Raw genomic sequence first — 15,820 nt, 5'->3', positions numbered from 1 at the left:
AACGGAGATCTCGCGTGATTGGGTGCGCACCCCGCCCAATCACGCGAGTTCCGTCTCTGATCACGTGAGATCTCCGGCTGATCACGCGAGACCGCTGTTCGATCACGTCATCAGCGTTTTGCGCGCCAGCCCAGGGCCAGGACGGCTTGGACCAGTTCCTGGTAGCTCGGCTTGACCTCTTCCAGGTAGCGCTCCAGGTACTGTGGCCGGGCGGTCGATACCGGTTCCGGCTCCTCGATGTCCAGCCAGACCAGCCGTTCCACGTTGTGCAGCGCCATTTTCCACCAGCGGGCGGCGCGTTCGGCGGCACGCTCCTCGCGTTCGGTGGCGGCGGCGACAGCGGCCTGCGCGTCGGCCATCGCGGCTTCGAGCTCGTCGACGCGGGCGAGTTCCCAGTTGCGCAGGTTCTCGGCCGAGCCCCTGGCCATGCCCACGATTTCCTTGTACCGCATGGCGGCGGTGACACCGTCGTCGGTGGTCATGACACGCCAGTCCCTTCGGAATCGGGCCGCTGGAACGGGATGATCACTTCGGGCGCGCCATGGGTGCTGCGGTCGAAGAACAGCGCCCGGCCCGGGCGCGGTGACCAGTGCACGACCTGGCCCGCGGCGAACGGCGACAGCTCGTTGCCCTGCACGTCGAGCGCCGCCCAGGTGCCGATGTCGTCCGTGCCGCCGAAACCGAGAGTGTCTTTCAGTCGCGCGATACTGCGCCACCAGCCGATGGTGTGAATACCGTGGCCGGGGCCCTGCTTGAGCAGCGTGCGCAGATGGTCGAGCCCGCTCTTCGGCTGCCCGACCGCCTTGGCCTCCAACGCGGGCAGTGCCGCGTCGACACCGTACAGCAGCAGAATCTTCGCAGTGTCCCCTGTGGACAGTCCGTCGACGATCTCGCCCAGCCGAGCTGGAAGATCATCGGTGAGATCGACCCGGTGGCCCTCGTGCCGCAACCGTTCGGCCAGCTCGCCGACGGCCGGGGCGCAGGCCTCGACCGGGCAGCTCACCACGAACTCGACCGCCCCGCGCTCGTACTGGCGGGCTAGCGACCGCACCGCAGAGTCCATGATGGACAGTGCCTCCGCGGTCGCCGCGCCCAGCACGGCGATGTTGCGGCCGGGCGCGGGCGGGAGGTCGACGCCGCAGGCTGCCTCGGTGACGTCGATCGACTGGCCGAGCAGCGCACGGGGTTTGGTGTTCGGTTCCAGGCCCGTGTACACCGGGAAGTGTTCCAGGATCGGCGAATGCGCGCCGTCGAACAGGCGCGGCCGAGCGAAGCTGTCCGCGTATTTCTCCCACAGCTTGTGCTGCAGGTCGACGAAGACGTTCTTGCTGCTCGCGTCCGGCACGTGGGCCAGCTGGTTTCCGTGCGCCACACCGGAATCGTGGTTGAGCACGGCGTGCCACTTCGGCGCGGACACCGCCGCGTTGTTGGTCTCGGCGAGTACGCGCCGCGCCTTCGGCATCGCGATGCGCAGCGTGCACTGCTCGAACACCGCGGGCTTGCCCCAGAACGCCTCGATGCCCGCGACGTCCTGGCTGGCCAGAACCAGGTGGATACCCTGCGAACGCCCACGCCGCGCGATGTCCTCCAGCAGCTGGGTCGCCTGCGCGGTGACACCGTCGCGCCCGGCGAACAGGTACTGGAACTCGTCGATCACCGCCACGATCCGCGGCCAGTGCCCCTCCGGGTCCTGCTCGCGCAGGTCCGCGAGGTTCGTGACCTCGTGTTCCTTGGCCGCGGCGGAGCGGCGCCGTAGTTCGTCGGCGAGGAATCGCAGTAGTGCCAAGCCGAATTCGCGGTCGGTGTTCACGTTGACGCCGACGAGCCGGGCGTGCGGCAGCCAGCTGGCGTCCTTGCGGCCGGGCGCGAGCCCGGCGAACGACACGCCTTCCTTGAAGTCGAGCAGGTACAGCGCCAGCTCGTCCGGACCGTACCGCGCGCACATACTGCCCAGCATCGCGTAGAGGAAGTTCGTCTTCCCCGAACCGCTCGGGCCGCCGATGAGCGCGTGCGGGCTCGCGTCGCCGATGACGACCTCGACCGGCTCACCTTCGAAAAACCCTACGGGCGCACGGAGTTCACGCGCGGAGCTCTCCTTGCCGAACTCGGTCGGCAGCAGATCGGCGAACGAACGCGGGCCGCCCTGCTTGGCGATCAGCGCCTCGGCGATCCGGCCCGCGGCGCGGATGACCTGGCCCGAGGGCAGTGGCGCATCCAGATCGACGACAAGGTCGGTCCCGGTCATGCTGCTGATCGCGCGGCGGTCGTCGATGAGGCTGAGCGTTTCGACCGCCGCGTTCACCGCGGTCGGCACGTCCACCATGATCAGGCAGATACCCGCCGCGAGCGCGCCGGTCGCGACCCGCTTGAGTTCCCTCGCCCGTTCGGGTTCCAGGGTTTCGCCGTTGCCGTAGAGCACCGCGATGCGGAACGGTTCGACCCGTTGCCCGCTCGCGCGGCGGATTTCCCGCAATGTCGTGTGCCCCGCCTGCATCCCGGTGGCGTGGATGCGGCGGATGTGCCCGGCGAGCTCGTCGAGCAGGTCTTCGAGCCGTCCCGGGTCGTACAGCGTCAGCGCGCTGGTGCGGCTGAGCGGATAGAGGTCCGGCAGGATCGCGGTCAGCTGCCCCATGTCCCAGAGGTGCACCCGGACCGCACCGGGTTCGAACGTGCTGAGCACGCGGATGAGCAGGTTCTGCACGATCGCGTCGATGGCGGGCCGGGTCTTCGGCGCCGACGTGATCGCCAGATGGGATTCGTCCAGCAACGGGACGGCGACGTCGAAGGTGCGGGCGATGTCGCGGCCCGCGGTGGTCACCGAGCCGACCCGCCACAACCCCGGCGCGGTGATGCCGGGGTTGTGGCCGACGCGGCCGAGCCATTCGCCCGGTGGCCGTCCGGCCGGACCGGGTGCGTTGGCGGCGACCAGTTCCCGCAACTCGTTCGGCCCCGAGGACCAATCGGTGTAGTACGCACTGCGGACGCCGCTCAACGCGGTGAAGACGTCGTGCGCGGCGGGGTGACGGGACCATTCGTGTTGCTGCTCGGTGCTGGCGTGGTCCATGCCGACCTTGACGATCTGCTGTTCCAGCTCGAGTTTGGCGAGCTCGGCCGCCGCGGCCTTGCGGGCGCCCGCGGCGGCGCCGAGCACCAGCCCGATCTGGTGCCGGACCCGGTTCAGCGCGGTCCGTACCCGATCGCGCTGTTCGGCTGCCTTGCTCTTCATGGGAATTCCCTAGAGACGTGACTGGTAACCGCTTACCAGGTCGTCGGCGGTGGCGAGCCGGGAGAGGAGCTGTTCGAGCCCCTCGTCGGCCTGCGCGAGCTGCACAGGGAGCCAGGGATCGGCCTTGGCCTGTGCGTCGACCAGTGCCCGCCGGGCGTCACCGAGCAGGCTCTTGGCCCGCTCGGTGTGGGCCCGCCCGTTCGCCAGTCCGTCCTGGACCGCGGTCAGCAGTTGGTGGAGCTCGGCGAGTCCCATGTGGGAGGTCAGAGCCGTGCCGAGTAGGAGTCGGCCGAGGAAATACCCGCCTCGATGGTGCTTTGCATACCGCTGATGCCATTCAGCGCTTCGGCGAGCAGGCCGTGAGCCTGGTTCACCTCTTGCTGACTGCTGCCCTGCGTCGCCTGCGCGAGCGATTGCTGGGCTTCTTCGAGAGATTGCGCGGCCTGCTGAAGTGCGGCGATGCTCGCGGACGCCTTCTCGTTCGCGAGCGCGATACCAGCGCGGATCTCTTCGACTCCGGCCATGGGGGCGGACTCCTTGGGAAGTGTGAGGCTGGAAACGAACTAGTACAAACTTAGCGTGATCAAGTGACTCTGGTAAGTGAAGGTTAGGGTGGAACCAACAAGGCCCCGGACGTGAAAAATGTCCGGGGCCTACGGGCTTGCGAACGTACCGGATTCGAACCCGCGCAGGTGTCGTGCATCGGGGCTTGTGCCCCGCTGGCCCCAGGTCAGTGGGGTATTCGTGACACGGTGAACCTCCGCGAACCGGTACGAACGAGACGGTGATTGAGACTAGCGTGGGCATCGGACCTCACCGCCACCGGAGCCGACTTCGTTGTCGCGGCAACGACGGCGGGGCGCCGGGCTCGCACCCGGCGGCGTTCGTGACCAGTGAGGACCGGTCGGGCGGCGACGCCGGCGCGCAGCCGGAGCCCCGTACCGGGTCGCCGAGCTGGATGAGGCCAGTATGGCGCTGCCGGAGGTGTTGGGGGACAAGGCAAATGCCAGGTTGGCAACAGGATTGACAAGCGGGGCGGGGATGTCACCGCCGCGTGGTTCGGCGCCGGTTACGCGGTTCGGCAGGCACCCGATCGGTCGTCTCCCCCGACGAAGCCCGCTACGGAAAACGCCGGGTGCTCGTTGAAGGAACACCCGGCGTTTCGCCTGGTTACCGCTGCGGAGGATACAGGATTCGAACCTGCGAGGGCGTGAACCCAACACGCTTTCCAAGCGTGCGCCTTAGGCCGCTCGGCCAATCCTCCGTGGGAAACGATACCGGATGGGTCGGCGCCGGTGCACAGGAGGTCTGACCTGCGCGAAGGTCAGGCAGGCGCGGCGGGGAACACGTCGGCGACGACGCAGGTGATGTTGTCCGGCCCGCCGCCGTCGTTGGCGAGGTCGATCAGGGTGGGCACGGCTTCGGCGGGGTCGGGCTTGGCGGTGAGAATCTCCCGGATGGCCGATTCGGCCGCCGGAGCGGTGAGCCCGTCGGAACACAACAGGTAGCGATCACCGGGTTCAGGGGTGAACGTCCACAGATCGGGGTCCGGCGCGCCGGTGCCTTGAAGCGCTTTCATCAGCAGGGAGCGGCGTGGGTGCCCGGCCGCTTCGTCGGGGGCGATCCGGCCGTCTTCGACCAGCGCCTGTACGAACGTGTGATCACGGGTGATCCGGTGCAGTTCGCCGTGCCGCAGCACATAACCGCGTGAGTCGCCGATGTGCGCGGCGGCGAAGCGGGAGCCGTCGAACAGCAGCGCGGTGAGGGTGGTCCCCATGCCTTCGGTGGCGGGTTCGCGGGCGGAGATCTCCGCCAGCCGGACGGGGATCCGGTGCACCGTTTCGCCCAGTGTCGCCTGGAGGTCGAGCGCGGCGGGGTCCAGTGCTCGCAGTTCGGCGTCGAGTTCGCCGAGTACCGCGACCGCGGCGGCGCTGGCGACTTCGCCGTACGGCTGGCCGCCGATCCCGTCGGCCACGGCGAGCAGGCGCCCGCTGGCGTAGACCGAGTCCTCGTTCACGTCCCGGCGTCGTCCGACGTCCGACCCGGCCGCGTAGCGCAGGACGTAGCGCGGCGTCTGCTGCTGTGTCATGGCTCCCATAAAAGCATTGGTTGACTCAGTTCACAAGCAAAGCTGGCGAAAACAGAAGTTGCGACTTACAGTGGCCGGTCATGGACGACGCGACGATCAGCGCGGTCGAGATCGCCCGGCTGGCAGGGGTGGGGCGCGCCGCGGTCAGCAACTGGCGCCGCCGGTACGCCGACTTCCCGGCACCGACCGGCGGCACCGCGTCCAGCCCGCTCTTCTCCCTCGCCGCGGTCCAGTCCTGGATGGCCGCCCGGGGCAAGCACTTCGAACTCACGACAGGTGAACGAGCCTGGCGGCGATTACGTGCCCTTGGCGACGATCTCGATCTCGGAGCCCGCCTGAGCAGGGCCGGGGAGTACCTCGTCCACCGGCACGAGGACGTCGATCCCGAACTCGCGTCGCTGCTCGACGACCTCACCGCCGAGATCGGCGCGGCGGCCGCCTTCGAGCTGTTGTTCGGCCGCTACGTCGAGGCGCACTCGCGGCAGCTTTCGAACACGCCGGAGCCGATCGCGTGTCTGATGGCCCGGCTCGTCGGCAGGGGCGCGGAGACCGTGCTCGACCCGGCCTGCGGGTTCGGGACGCTCCTGCTGTCGAGTGTGGCACCCAAGGTCCTCGGCAGGGACGCCGATCCGATCGCCGCGTCGATCGCCGCGTTGCGCCTGGCCCTGCACGACTACGACGGGGAAGTGCGCGTGGCGAATTCCTTGCGGGAGGACGGGTTCTCCGGGGCGATCGCGGACGCCGTGCTGTGCGACCCGCCGTTCAACGAACGGGTGTGGGGGCACGACGAGCTGATCGGTGACACCCGCTGGGAATACGGGCTCCCGCCGCGCGGTGAGTCCGAACTGGCCTGGGTGCAGCACTGCCTCGCGCGGGTGAAACCCGGCGGGCTGGTGGCGATCCTCATGCCCGGCGCGCCCGCCGCGCGCCGCAGTGGCAAGCGGATCCGCGGGAACCTGTTGCGGGCGGGGGCGTTGCGCGCGATCTTCACCCTCGCGCCTGCCGGGCCGGACCTTTGGCTGCTGCGACGTCCCGAGCCGGGCGGGCAACCGCCGTCGACCGTGCTGCTGGCAGGGCCGGTCGACGAACCGTCCACAGTGGAGCGACTGTGGCGGGAGTACGAGCGCGATCCCGGGGAGTCGGGGACCCGGATCATCGACGTGCTCGACGACGACATCGACCTCACCCCGGCCAGGCGTCAAGGCGGTGCGGAGGATTCCGGGCGCGCCTTCGCCGAGGCGTACGAACGGTTTTCCGCGCTACCGTTGGCCGTGCCGTCGTTCGAACCAGGCGACGCGGAGCCCGCGTTCACCACGATCGGCGAGCTGCTCAAGGCCGGGGTGATCGAACTGCGGCACGCCCCGGCGCGGACGGTCGAAGGCGAACACCCGCAGCTGACCCTCGACGACCTGGCCGCCGGACGCGCGCCGACCGGTCGGGCTGAGGCGGCGGCCGGTGAGGTGCTGGCCGCGGCGGGTGACGTCGTCGCGTCGGTGACCGGGCTCGCGCGTGTCCATAGTGGACCCACGGTGCGGGTCGGGCCCGCGCTGTCGGTGTACCGGGTGGATCCCGAACGACTCGACGCGTGGTTCCTGGTGGGCTGCCTCCGCGCCGCGGAGCTGCCGGCGAACTCCGGCTCGACCCGGATCGACGTGCGCCGGACGCGGATTCCGCGTCACCCGGTGGAAACGCAGCGTGTCCACGGCCGCGCGTTCGCCCGGCTGACCGCGTTCGACGACGCCGTGCGCGAGGCGGCGGAGATCGGCCGAACGCTGGTCAGGCTAGGATTTGCCGGGCTCACCGAGGGGCGCCTCGAGCCGGGAAGCGCGCAGGGGTGAGGTCGGGAGGTCACACAGGAGGCCGGATGCTCATCGCCGATCGCTACGAGCTCGACGAACTGCCGAGAGGGCGCGGCGGGATGGGCTCGGTGCACGGCGGCCACGACCGCAGGCTCGGCCGCCGGGTCGCGGTCAAACTACTGCGGCTGCCCGGCGGCGACGAGGAACTCGAGCAGCGGTTCGCCAGAGAGGCCCGCATCCTGGCGACACTGGATCATCCCGGTGTGCCGACGTTGTACGACTTCGGGACCCACGACGAGCGGTTGTTCCAGGTCATGCAGTTCGTCGACGGGGTGACCGTCGCGGATCTGCTCGCCGAGCACGGACCGCTGCCGGTGCCGTGGGCGGCGGCGATCGCGGCGCAGGCGTGCGCGGTGCTGACCGCGGCGCACGCGCTTTCGGTCTGCCATCGCGATCTCAAACCGGCGAACCTGATGTTGTGCCCCGACGGCAGTGTCAAGGTGATGGACTTCGGGCTCGCGGTGCTGCGGGAGGCCGACGTCGCGCAGTTCACCAGGGCGGGGCAGATCCTCGGCACACCTTCGTACATGGCGCCGGAGCAGATCCAGCGCGGCGTGGCCGAACCGCGCAGCGACCTGTATGCGCTCGGCTGTGTCCTGCACGAGATGCTCACCGGCGTCCAGCTGTTCAGCGGTCCGACCGCGTACGCGGTGTTCGAGAAGCAGGTCAAGGACGCACCGTCCGCAATACCGGGTGTGCCACGCGAACTCGACGCCGTCCTCGCCGAGATGCTGGCGAAGGATCCGGAACGTCGTCCGGCAGGTGCGGCCGTGCTGTACGACCGCCTCGGCCCGTTCGCGCGGAACCTCCCGCCACTGCCCGGTTTCCTGCGCCCGGCCGACGAGCCGAGCCCGGGACGGATGTATGCGCGCATGGTCGGCGAAGTCCTTTCCGGATAGTCCTTTGAGGACGACCGTTGTGGACGGTGGTCAGCGGGCGGCTGCGACGGCGCGCTGCTCCGCCAGCGGCAGCCGCAGTTGCTGGATGCGGTAGTAGGTCAGCGCGTTCTGCACGCCGATGCTGACCCCGATGGTCAGCGCGATGGACGCCGAGGTGAGCGGACCGGTGATGCCGAGCACCGTGCCCAGGCCGACGAAACCGAACCGCACCGCGATGGTGACCACCCAGAGCAGCACCGTCATCGCCGATCCCTTCTGGAACGTCGTCCCGGCGCGTTCGGTCAGCGTGGTGGAGGTGGAGCGGATCGCGCCGAGCACGGCGAGCACCGCGACGTCGGCGGCGAGCAGGCCGATTTCGGCGGCGGACGCGCCGGGCAGTGCCTTGATGGTGAAGAACCCGCCGATCGCCACGAGCAGCAGCGGCAGCTTCGCCAGGCCGCTCCGGGTGAGCAGCGTGCCGCGCAGCTGCGTGTAGATCACCTTGTAGAAGACGAGAGCCGCGACCCCGACGTAGAGCAGGATGGTGGTTGCGGTGTTCATGGCTGGGTACTCCTTCGATCAGGCGGGCTTGCCGTGTGTTCCCAGCATCGGCGGAATGGGCTGGGGAAACGTCGGCGTACGGGCCGGTCCCGGGTTGAACCCGATCTCAACCCAGGGGTGGAGACGCCAGGCCACTCGATCGTGGCCTTTCGGGGCGACCAGGACCGGGGCGATGCTCGTCAGCAAGGCGGATCACGAAAACGGGAGGTGACAGACATGCGGACGACGAAGCGGCTGCTCGCGGGGTCGGCCGCGCTGGCGACGACGTTCGTGCTGGCCGCGTGCACCGGTGGAGGTACTTCGGGCGGTGTGGCGGCGCCTGCCGCGATGGCCGTCCCGGCCCCGGCGAGCGCTCCGCCCCCGACCGCGCCCTTGCCACCGCGGACCGACACCGCCGCGTCGGTGGCGTCGCACGGCAAGGTCGTTTCGGCGACGTTGCATGGCACGACGAAACCCGCGTCGCAGCCAGTGGCGAAGGATTCCGGGGTGCCGTGCGCGGATGCGGTGAAGTCACCCGGTACGAGCGCGTGTGCCGACATCTCGGCACACCAGGCGTGGCTGCTGCAGGGCGGCAAGGTGATCTACGGCCCCGTGCCGATGCTGCCGGGCCTCAAGAGCTACCCGACACCGACCGGCACGTTCCACGTGCTGTCCAAGGTGAAGAACTTCTGGTCGACGGAGTTCAAGGCGCCGATGCCGAACTCGGTGTTCTTCTACCCCGGCGACGCGTTCCACTCGGGCAGCCTGTCGCAGTACTCGCACGGCTGCATCCACCTGTCGTCCGGCGCGTCGCTGACGTTCTTCAACACGCTCCACGTCGGTGACGTCGTGCAGGTCGTCTCGTAGCTCAGGTGCCGAGCAGGTCCGCTGGGGTCGTGCCGGTCGTGGTGAGCGGGAGGCCGAGCGCGGCGCGTTCGGTGAGCCAGGCGCTGGGCCGGTAGCGCGGGTCACCGGTGCTCGCGGTGAGGCCGCGCAGGATGAGCAGCAGTTCGTCCGCGCCGAGCGCCTCGCCCCAGGCGAGTGGACCGCGAGGGTAGCCGAGCCCGAGCCGGACGGCGGTGTCGATGTCGGCGGGCCCCGCGAGCCGCTGTTCGGCGATGAAGCAGGCGGTGTTGACGATCGAGGCGAGCAGGCGTTGCGCGATCGGGGCCGGTCCGTCGCGGACGACGCTCACCGGGCGCCCGGTCGCGGCCAGCGCACCCCACATCGCGCGTCCCGCGGCGCGGTCGAGGCCGGGATGCACGGACAGCGTCAGCCGCCGCTCGAAGCGGCCGAGCGGATCGACGCCGCCGACCCGCTCGGGCGGTAGTCCTGCCCGGCGCGCGGCGTCCACTGTGGACTCTCCGAACGGGGTGACCAGAAGGACGGCGTCGGGGTAAGCGTCCGAAACCACCTGGACGCCGGCGCTGCCCAGCAGCCGGGCGAGGCCTTCGTCGGCCGCGTACACCGGGCAGTCCGGCGTGGGCGGCGGGGTGGGCTCGGGTTCGACCTGCTGGACGCCGTCCTCGTAGCAGTAGAAGCCTTCGCCGTTCTTCCGGCCGAACAAACCGGCCGCCACGCGCGGTCGCGTCAGCCACGAGGGCCGCAGCCGGGGATCGCCGTGGAACCCGCTCCAGATGCTTTCGAGGACAGCATGGGAGACGTCGAGACCGGTGAGGTCCAGCAGCTCGAACGGGCCGAGCTTGAGGCCGAGCACGTCGCGGGCGATGCGGTCGATGTCGGCGGGCGCGGCGATGGCCTCGGAAAGGATCTGCAGCGCCTCGGTGCCCAGGCCACGACCGGCGTGGTTGACGAGGAAGCCCGGCGCGTCGGGGGCGAGCACCGGTTCGTGGCCCCAGCGGCGGACGAGGTCGAGGGCCGCGCCGGGCAGCCACTCGGCGGTCCGGGCGCCGGGCACGACCTCGACCAGGCGCATCAGCGGAACGGGGTTGAAGAAGTGCAGGCCGACGAACCGGGCCGGGTCTTCGAAGCCGGTGGCGATTTCGGTGACCGACAGCGAGCTGGTGTTCGTGGCGAAGACCGTTCGTGGCCCGCAGACCCGTTCCAGCTCGGCGAAGAGCGTCCGCTTGGTTTCCAGGTCCTCGCGGGCGGCTTCGATCACCAGGTCCACGTCGTCGGCCGGAGCGGTGGGACTGTCGACGGCGACGAGCCGGGCCTTGATGGCCTCGGCGTCCTCTGTGGACAGCTTTCCCTTCGTGGCGAGCTTGCCGGCCATGCCGCCGATGTACTCGATGGCACGCACGACGGCGTCCTGCTGGACGTCGGCCAGTTCGACGGTGACCCCGGCGGTGGCGGCGAGCTGGGCGATGCCTCGCCCCATCACGCCGGTCCCGACGACCCGGATCCTGCCGACCTGTGCTGCCCACTCCGTCACGTCGCGCCGCCTTCCGCCGATGTCCTTCTCCCGCGAAAGGTACCGTCTCGGCCGTGATGGCGAAGCGGCTGACGCGGGCGGAAAGCCGCGAACGGACGAGGGAGCGGCTGCTCACGGCCGCGGCCGAGCTGTTCGCCGAGCGCGGGGTCAACGGGACGTCGGTCGAGCAGATCGCCGAACGGGCCGGGTACACGCGCGGTGCGTTCTACGGCAACTTCGAGGGCAAACACGAGCTGGTCGTCGCGCTGCTCGCCCAGCGGAGAGCACGGGAAGCCGACGAGATCAGTGCTCTCGCCGAGGGCGTGGGGTCGTTCGAGGAGATGCTGCGACGCCTGCGCGGGTGGCACGTCGAACGGGCGCGGCACCTGCCGGACTGGTTTATCCTGCGGACCGAGCTGACGCTGTACGCGCTCCGCAACCCTTCGGCCAGGCCACTCGTGGGCGCGGGCGAACTCGAGGCGCGTGCTCTGCTCGAGGGCGGGATCTCCGCCGAGCTGTCCCGGCGTGGTGTGCGGTCCCCCGCGGATCCGGAGTTCCTCGCGCTGATCGTGCACGCGCTGGAGGACGGGCTGCTGCGTCAGCGATTACTGACCCCAGACGGCATCGGCGACGACGTCGTGGTGGACGCGCTGGAACTGCTCATGCGGTCCTGGTCTTCCAGTACTCCCGCGGGTCAGAGCCCGACGTAGTCCGCCATCCGCTCGGTCACGTAGTCGAAGTACATGTCGGACGGGTCGACGCTGCCCACGTACTGGCCGAACAGCTCGAAGCTGATCGTCCCGAACAGCTGGGTCCACGCCGTGATCAGCCGGAGCATCGTCTGTGCGTAGATGTCGACGCCCAGTTGCTCGGCAACCGTCTCGACCTGCTCGCGCAGCCGGGGGTCGAGGATCTCCTGACGCGGAGTGCGCAGGTCTTCCAGCCGCATCGCGTTGATCAGCGCCCGTGCGACCCGGCCCGCCGGGGCGATCGTGTCCTGGGGCGCCTGGTAGCCGGGGATCGGTGAGCCGTAGATCAGCGCGTACTCGTGCGGATGTTTCCTGGCCCATGCGCGGGTGGCGTGCCAGATCCGGCTCCACCGTGCGCGGGGCGCGATGCCCGGCTGGTTGTCGGCCTGTTCGGCCGCCTCGCCGATCGCGTTGTAGGCGTCGACGATCAACTCGGTCAGCAGGTGGTCGCGGCTCGGGAAGTACCGGTACAGCGCCGAAGAGACCATGCCCAGCTCGCGGGCCACCGCGCGCAGGGAAAGCCCGTTCGCGCCGACTTCGGCCAGCTGGCGGCGGGCCTCGTCCTTGATCTCCTTGGCCAGTTCGGCCCTGGCCCGTTCGCGAGCGGTCTTCGGCGCGGTCATGGTGCTCAGTGTGCCAGGAATGAGAGCAGTGCACAAAATCGAGAGCACTGCTCTTGACTAAGACCGGTGCTCTGGTGTTCACTGCTCTTAACCGAGAGCACTGCTCTCGCATGGGATCAGCGATCGCGGATCCGCGGAACGAGGAGGACGACATGGACAAGCGATACGTCGAACCGGGCAAGGCCACCGCAGTGTTCAACCGGGTGATCCAGGGCCTGACCAAACTGGGCGTGAGCGTGTGGGGCAGCCGGGTGCTGGTAGTGCGGGGGCGCAAGAGTGGCGAACCGCGGTCGGTGCCGGTCAACCTGCTGACGCTGGACGAGAGCCGATACCTGGTCGCTCCGCGAGGCGAGACCCAGTGGGTGCGCAACCTCCGTGCGGCCGGTGAGGGACAGCTCCGCGTCGGGCGCCGGACCGAGGACTTCGGCTACCGGGAGCTGACCGACGACGAGAAGCCCGCCGTGCTGCGGGCCTACCTGCGGCGCTGGAAGTTCGAGGTCGGCGTGTTCTTCGACGGCGTCGACGACAAGTCGAGCGACGAGACGCTACGCGGAATCGCCCCCGGATACCCGATCTTCCACGTTCTCGCCCGAGGCTGACGAAGCTGACGGCGCCCTCGGAGCCGATGGCTTCCGCCGGGTCGCGGTCGCGGCGACCAGCACGACTCCGCCGAGGAACGCGACCAGCCCGATCAGGAACCAGAGCTTCTGCCCGGTCATGAAGCTGCCGCCGAGCACGCCGATGCCCTGGAGCACCCAGACCGCGCCGACCAGTGCGAGCACCACCCCGACCGCGAGCAGGATCCAGCGCTTCATGGCTCAGCTCCTCCCGTCACCGGCGTCCAGTTTCGCATCGCGGGCGCCGGGAGGCGAGCCATGACCCGCCCACTGTCCACAAGGGACTCACTTGTCGACGAGATCGTTCTTGTAGGCGTAGACCACCGCGTGCACCCGGTCGGGCAACCCGAGCTTCGACAGGACCCGCGACACGTGCGTCTTCACGGTCTCCTCGCCGACGTGCAGCCGCCGCGCGATTTCGGCGTTGCTGCACGCGTTCGCGATGAGCAGCAGCACCTCGCGTTCGCGGGAGGTCAGGCGGGACAGCTCGGGCGGTTCGGCGGTGGGCGGTTCGAGGCTGCTGGTGAACTTCGCTACCAGCCGCCGGGTCACCGACGGATCGATCAGCGCGTCCCCGCGCGCCGCGACCCGCATCGCGGCGACGAGTTCCTCCGGTGCGAGGCTCTTGAGCAGGAACCCGGAGGCGCCCGCGCTCAGCGCGCGGTAGACGTACTCGTCGGCGTCGTAAGTGGTCAGCACGAGGACTCGGGTGTCGTTGCCCGGCGTCGCGAGGATCGCTTCGGTGGCGGCGAGGCCGTCGAGCCGGGGCATCCGGACGTCCAGCACGGTGACGTCGGGCCGCAGCCGCGCGGTCTCGGCCACCGCCTCGCGACCGTCCGCCGCTTCGCCGACGCAGGCGAAATCCGGCTGGGTGTCCAGCAACGCCCGCATCCCGGACCGGAACATCGCGTGGTCGTCGGCCAGCAACACCCTGATCATGAACTCTCCACGGGAAAAATCACCTTCACCTGCCAGTGCTTTCCATCGGGCAGCTGACCGTATTCGACCTTCCCGCCGAACAACGTCACCCGCTGCCGGATCCCGCTCAGCCCGTGATGGGCGCGGTTCGCGGCCGCGGCGGGGCGACGGTCACCGAGACCGTTGGTGACGGTGAGGACGAACTCGGTGCGCCGATGGTCGAGTTCGATCTCGACCGGTCCTTCGCCGTGGCGCAGCGCGTTCGTCAGCGCTTCCTGCGCGATCCGGTACAGCGCGATGTTCAGCGAATCCGGCAGATCCCGTGGCTGCCCGCGCACGATCAGCCGCGCGGGCAACCCGGCCGCGCGGACGGTGTCGAGCAGCTCGTCGAGATTTTCCAGCCCTGGTTGCCGTTGCGGCGCGTCGGTGCCGGTGGCGTGCAGCAGGTCGAGCAGCCGCCGCAGATCGGCCATGGCGGCCCGGCTGGACGACTCGACCGCGCCCAGCGAACGACGTACCGCGGACTCGCCGTCGGCGGGCAGCCCGAGCCGCGCGGCGCCGGCGTGCACGCCGATCGCGCTGACATGGTGCGAGATGACGTCGTGCAGATCGCGCGCGATGGTGGTGCGTTCCTCGATCACCGCGCGGCGTACGGCTTCCGCCTCGTTCTGGCGGCGTTGTTCGGCAGCGAGTTCGAGATCGGCGATGTAGGCCCGCCGTGCCGTGGTGTACCGGCCGACCAGCCACGGCAGCAGCCCGGACACCGCGATGCCGATCACGAGCAGCCGCCAGTCGCTTGCCGTGCGGCCGCCGGCGAGCAGGTCGTTCGTGGTGAGCCCGGCCAGCATCGCGGCGAGCGCGAGGAGCGCGGGCACCGTCCGCAACCACGCGCCGGAGCGATATCCGGCGATGAGGACGCCCGAGTTGTTGACGGCGATGTAGCCGCGGCAGTCGCAGAGCAGCAGCGGGGCGGCGACCAGCACTACCGCGTGGGCGAGCGAAACCCAGCCCGCGTACCGCGCCGGGCCTGCCAGCGCGGCGTTGACCGCGATACCCGCCAGAAGCAGCGCCCACGCGCGCCAGCCCGCCTCGGGGAACGGGCCGCGCAGGACGAACAGCGCGGCGTCGGCGATCAGGCAGACCAGCGCGACCAGCAGCGACTGGCGCGTCAGTGATCCGCTGATGTCCCGCACCAGCCCAACTCTGCCCTACTTCACCGCCGTCCGGGGCGGGTAAGCGTTAGTTGCCGCCCCGCCGTCCGGTGCCCTGTCCCTGGCGTTGTCCCTGCTGGCCGATGGTCGTCGCGGTGGCCGTCTGCCCGGACACCTTGGCGACCACGGTCACCGTCTGCCCGGTCTTCGGGTCGCCGGTCTTCTTGGTCGACGAGTCGATCGTGTAGGTCTGCTGGTAGCCGTCCTTGCTGGTCAACGAGATCGATGTCGCGCTGATCGCGGTGATGTCGCCGGTCTGCAGCCGCTCGGTGGTGTAGCCGCCATCGCGGTCCGCGACGACGAAGTCGCCGTGCAACGCGTTGCGCAGCGCCGCGGCGCCACCACCCGCGTTGTTGCCCTTGCCAGGCTGCCCGCCGGGGCCAGGACCACCGGGGCCGCCCTGATTGCTTGGCCCCTGCGTCTGCGCGTTGTCGCTCCCGCTCGCGCTCGCCCAGATCGCGGCGCCGCCGCCCGCCACGATCACGACCGCGATGCCCGCGGCGATCGCGGTCTTGCGGCCGGACCAGGACTTCTTGGCGGGTGGCTGGTCGCCCCAGTTCGCCTCGGACGGCGGGTTCGCCGGCTGCTCGGTGCTCATCGTGTTTCCTCCGGTCGTACCTGTCTGGACGCAGCGTCGTTCCGCCCGCTGTGCGAGACCTGTGGTGCCGGTGGGTGCCTGCTGTGTGGGTGACGGCCGTGGTCACCGGTTCAGGTGAGGCTCACAGGAAACGCACAG

General features: G+C 69.8%; 16 protein-coding genes, 1 tRNA gene and 1 pseudogene. 5 read left to right on the top strand and 13 right to left on the bottom strand.

What is annotated here, in order from left to right:
• Positions 1-110 precede the first annotated feature (110 nt).
• The 6 genes from ACFWY9_RS03155 to ACFWY9_RS03130 form a co-directional block, all read right to left on the bottom strand.
• Positions 111-482, bottom strand: coding sequence for a hypothetical protein (locus tag ACFWY9_RS03155; protein ID WP_378326924.1), 372 nt, complete (start codon positions 480-482; stop codon positions 111-113).
• A complete protein-coding gene (locus tag ACFWY9_RS03150) occupies positions 479-3,226 on the bottom strand; it encodes an FtsK/SpoIIIE domain-containing protein (RefSeq protein WP_378326923.1) in 2,748 nt (915 codons plus the stop codon). Before ACFWY9_RS03150 ends, ACFWY9_RS03155 begins: the two co-directional genes overlap by 4 nt.
• A gap of 9 nt (positions 3,227-3,235) precedes the next feature.
• A complete protein-coding gene (locus ACFWY9_RS03145) occupies positions 3,236-3,481 on the bottom strand; it encodes a hypothetical protein (protein WP_378326922.1) in 246 nt (81 codons plus the stop codon).
• Between the two features lie 8 nt (positions 3,482-3,489).
• Positions 3,490-3,750 (bottom strand): hypothetical protein, encoded by a 261-nt coding sequence (locus tag ACFWY9_RS03140; RefSeq protein ID WP_378326921.1) that lies wholly within the window; start codon positions 3,748-3,750, stop codon positions 3,490-3,492.
• Between the two features lie 655 nt (positions 3,751-4,405).
• Positions 4,406-4,490: transfer RNA gene (locus tag ACFWY9_RS03135), tRNA-Ser, on the bottom strand.
• Between the two features lie 60 nt (positions 4,491-4,550).
• Entirely contained in the window at positions 4,551-5,315 is a 765-nt protein-coding gene (locus tag ACFWY9_RS03130; protein ID WP_378326920.1) for a PP2C family protein-serine/threonine phosphatase, read from the bottom strand.
• A gap of 80 nt (positions 5,316-5,395) precedes the next feature.
• Here ACFWY9_RS03130 and ACFWY9_RS03125 point away from each other — a divergent pair, with 80 nt between their 5' ends.
• On the top strand, positions 5,396-7,153 hold the full coding sequence (locus tag ACFWY9_RS03125) for a class I SAM-dependent DNA methyltransferase (RefSeq protein WP_378326919.1): 1,758 nt from the start codon (positions 5,396-5,398) through the stop codon (positions 7,151-7,153).
• A gap of 26 nt (positions 7,154-7,179) precedes the next feature.
• The gene (locus ACFWY9_RS03120) at positions 7,180-8,073 is read left to right on the top strand and encodes a serine/threonine-protein kinase (protein WP_378326918.1); all 894 of its coding nucleotides are present in this window, start codon (positions 7,180-7,182) and stop codon (positions 8,071-8,073) included.
• A 30-nt stretch (positions 8,074-8,103) separates the two neighbouring features.
• Here the strand turns inward: ACFWY9_RS03120 and ACFWY9_RS03115 are convergent, their stop codons facing one another.
• A complete protein-coding gene (locus ACFWY9_RS03115; protein ID WP_378326917.1) occupies positions 8,104-8,613 on the bottom strand; it encodes a hypothetical protein in 510 nt (169 codons plus the stop codon).
• Positions 8,614-8,829: 216 nt separating this feature from the next.
• Here ACFWY9_RS03115 and ACFWY9_RS03110 point away from each other — a divergent pair, with 216 nt between their 5' ends.
• Positions 8,830-9,459 (top strand): L,D-transpeptidase, encoded by a 630-nt coding sequence (locus ACFWY9_RS03110; protein ID WP_378326916.1) that lies wholly within the window; start codon positions 8,830-8,832, stop codon positions 9,457-9,459.
• 1 nt (position 9,460) lies between these two features.
• On the opposite strand, the gene ACFWY9_RS03105 is transcribed toward ACFWY9_RS03110, so the two are convergent.
• On the bottom strand, positions 9,461-10,987 hold the full coding sequence (locus ACFWY9_RS03105; RefSeq protein ID WP_378326915.1) for a 3-hydroxyacyl-CoA dehydrogenase: 1,527 nt from the start codon (positions 10,985-10,987) through the stop codon (positions 9,461-9,463).
• A gap of 56 nt (positions 10,988-11,043) precedes the next feature.
• On the opposite strand from ACFWY9_RS03105, the gene ACFWY9_RS03100 reads away from it, so the two are divergent.
• The gene (locus ACFWY9_RS03100; RefSeq protein ID WP_378327002.1) at positions 11,044-11,676 is read left to right on the top strand and encodes a TetR/AcrR family transcriptional regulator; all 633 of its coding nucleotides are present in this window, start codon (positions 11,044-11,046) and stop codon (positions 11,674-11,676) included.
• On the opposite strand, the gene ACFWY9_RS03095 is transcribed toward ACFWY9_RS03100, so the two are convergent.
• The gene (locus tag ACFWY9_RS03095) at positions 11,661-12,338 is read right to left on the bottom strand and encodes a TetR/AcrR family transcriptional regulator (protein ID WP_378326914.1); all 678 of its coding nucleotides are present in this window, start codon (positions 12,336-12,338) and stop codon (positions 11,661-11,663) included. The two genes, ACFWY9_RS03100 and ACFWY9_RS03095, sit on opposite strands and share 16 nt — an antisense overlap.
• A 152-nt stretch (positions 12,339-12,490) precedes the next feature.
• Between ACFWY9_RS03095 and ACFWY9_RS03090 the strand changes: the two genes are divergently transcribed.
• Positions 12,491-12,937 (top strand): nitroreductase family deazaflavin-dependent oxidoreductase, encoded by a 447-nt coding sequence (locus tag ACFWY9_RS03090; protein WP_378326913.1) that lies wholly within the window; start codon positions 12,491-12,493, stop codon positions 12,935-12,937.
• 21 nt (positions 12,938-12,958) lie between these two features.
• Here the strand turns inward: ACFWY9_RS03090 and ACFWY9_RS03085 are convergent.
• The 4 genes and pseudogenes from ACFWY9_RS03085 to ACFWY9_RS03070 form a co-directional block, all read right to left on the bottom strand.
• Positions 12,959-13,153: pseudogene (locus ACFWY9_RS03085) on the bottom strand (hypothetical protein); the annotation flags it as partial.
• A gap of 87 nt (positions 13,154-13,240) precedes the next feature.
• On the bottom strand, positions 13,241-13,894 hold the full coding sequence (locus tag ACFWY9_RS03080) for a response regulator (protein ID WP_378326912.1): 654 nt from the start codon (positions 13,892-13,894) through the stop codon (positions 13,241-13,243).
• Positions 13,891-15,066 (bottom strand): sensor histidine kinase, encoded by a 1,176-nt coding sequence (locus ACFWY9_RS03075; RefSeq protein WP_378326911.1) that lies wholly within the window; start codon positions 15,064-15,066, stop codon positions 13,891-13,893. The genes ACFWY9_RS03080 and ACFWY9_RS03075 overlap by 4 nt, the downstream gene beginning before the upstream one ends.
• A gap of 46 nt (positions 15,067-15,112) precedes the next feature.
• Positions 15,113-15,682: a hypothetical protein gene (locus tag ACFWY9_RS03070; RefSeq protein WP_378326910.1), complete on the bottom strand. Its 570-nt coding sequence runs from the start codon at positions 15,680-15,682 to the stop codon at positions 15,113-15,115.
• Between the last annotated feature and the right edge of the window lie 138 nt (positions 15,683-15,820).

The sequence above is a fragment of the Amycolatopsis sp. NPDC059027 genome, from assembly GCF_042739735.1.
Classification (GTDB): domain Bacteria; phylum Actinomycetota; class Actinomycetes; order Mycobacteriales; family Pseudonocardiaceae; genus Amycolatopsis.
The sequence above is the reverse complement of the archived record's forward strand: the minus strand, read 5'-3'. Positions and strand labels throughout refer to the sequence as shown.

Excerpts from the sequence above, each read along its gene's own strand:
- ACFWY9_RS03100 (WP_378327002.1), top strand. The coding sequence starts at position 11,044 with ATGGCGAAGCGGCTGACGCGGGCGGAAAGCCGCGAACGGACGAGGGAG.
- ACFWY9_RS03125 (WP_378326919.1), top strand. The coding sequence starts at position 5,396 with ATGGACGACGCGACGATCAGCGCGGTCGAGATCGCCCGGCTGGCAGGG.
- ACFWY9_RS03130 (WP_378326920.1), bottom strand. The coding sequence starts at position 5,315 with ATGACACAGCAGCAGACGCCGCGCTACGTCCTGCGCTACGCGGCCGGG.
- ACFWY9_RS03090 (WP_378326913.1), top strand. The coding sequence starts at position 12,491 with ATGGACAAGCGATACGTCGAACCGGGCAAGGCCACCGCAGTGTTCAAC.
- ACFWY9_RS03080 (WP_378326912.1), bottom strand. The coding sequence starts at position 13,894 with ATGATCAGGGTGTTGCTGGCCGACGACCACGCGATGTTCCGGTCCGGG.
- ACFWY9_RS03095 (WP_378326914.1), bottom strand. The coding sequence starts at position 12,338 with ATGACCGCGCCGAAGACCGCTCGCGAACGGGCCAGGGCCGAACTGGCC.
- ACFWY9_RS03110 (WP_378326916.1), top strand. The coding sequence starts at position 8,830 with ATGCGGACGACGAAGCGGCTGCTCGCGGGGTCGGCCGCGCTGGCGACG.
- ACFWY9_RS03140 (WP_378326921.1), bottom strand. The coding sequence starts at position 3,750 with ATGGCCGGAGTCGAAGAGATCCGCGCTGGTATCGCGCTCGCGAACGAG.
- ACFWY9_RS03150 (WP_378326923.1), bottom strand. The coding sequence starts at position 3,226 with ATGAAGAGCAAGGCAGCCGAACAGCGCGATCGGGTACGGACCGCGCTG.
- ACFWY9_RS03115 (WP_378326917.1), bottom strand. The coding sequence starts at position 8,613 with ATGAACACCGCAACCACCATCCTGCTCTACGTCGGGGTCGCGGCTCTC.
- ACFWY9_RS03070 (WP_378326910.1), bottom strand. The coding sequence starts at position 15,682 with ATGAGCACCGAGCAGCCGGCGAACCCGCCGTCCGAGGCGAACTGGGGC.
- ACFWY9_RS03120 (WP_378326918.1), top strand. The coding sequence starts at position 7,180 with ATGCTCATCGCCGATCGCTACGAGCTCGACGAACTGCCGAGAGGGCGC.
- ACFWY9_RS03155 (WP_378326924.1), bottom strand. The coding sequence starts at position 482 with ATGACCACCGACGACGGTGTCACCGCCGCCATGCGGTACAAGGAAATC.
- ACFWY9_RS03145 (WP_378326922.1), bottom strand. The coding sequence starts at position 3,481 with ATGGGACTCGCCGAGCTCCACCAACTGCTGACCGCGGTCCAGGACGGA.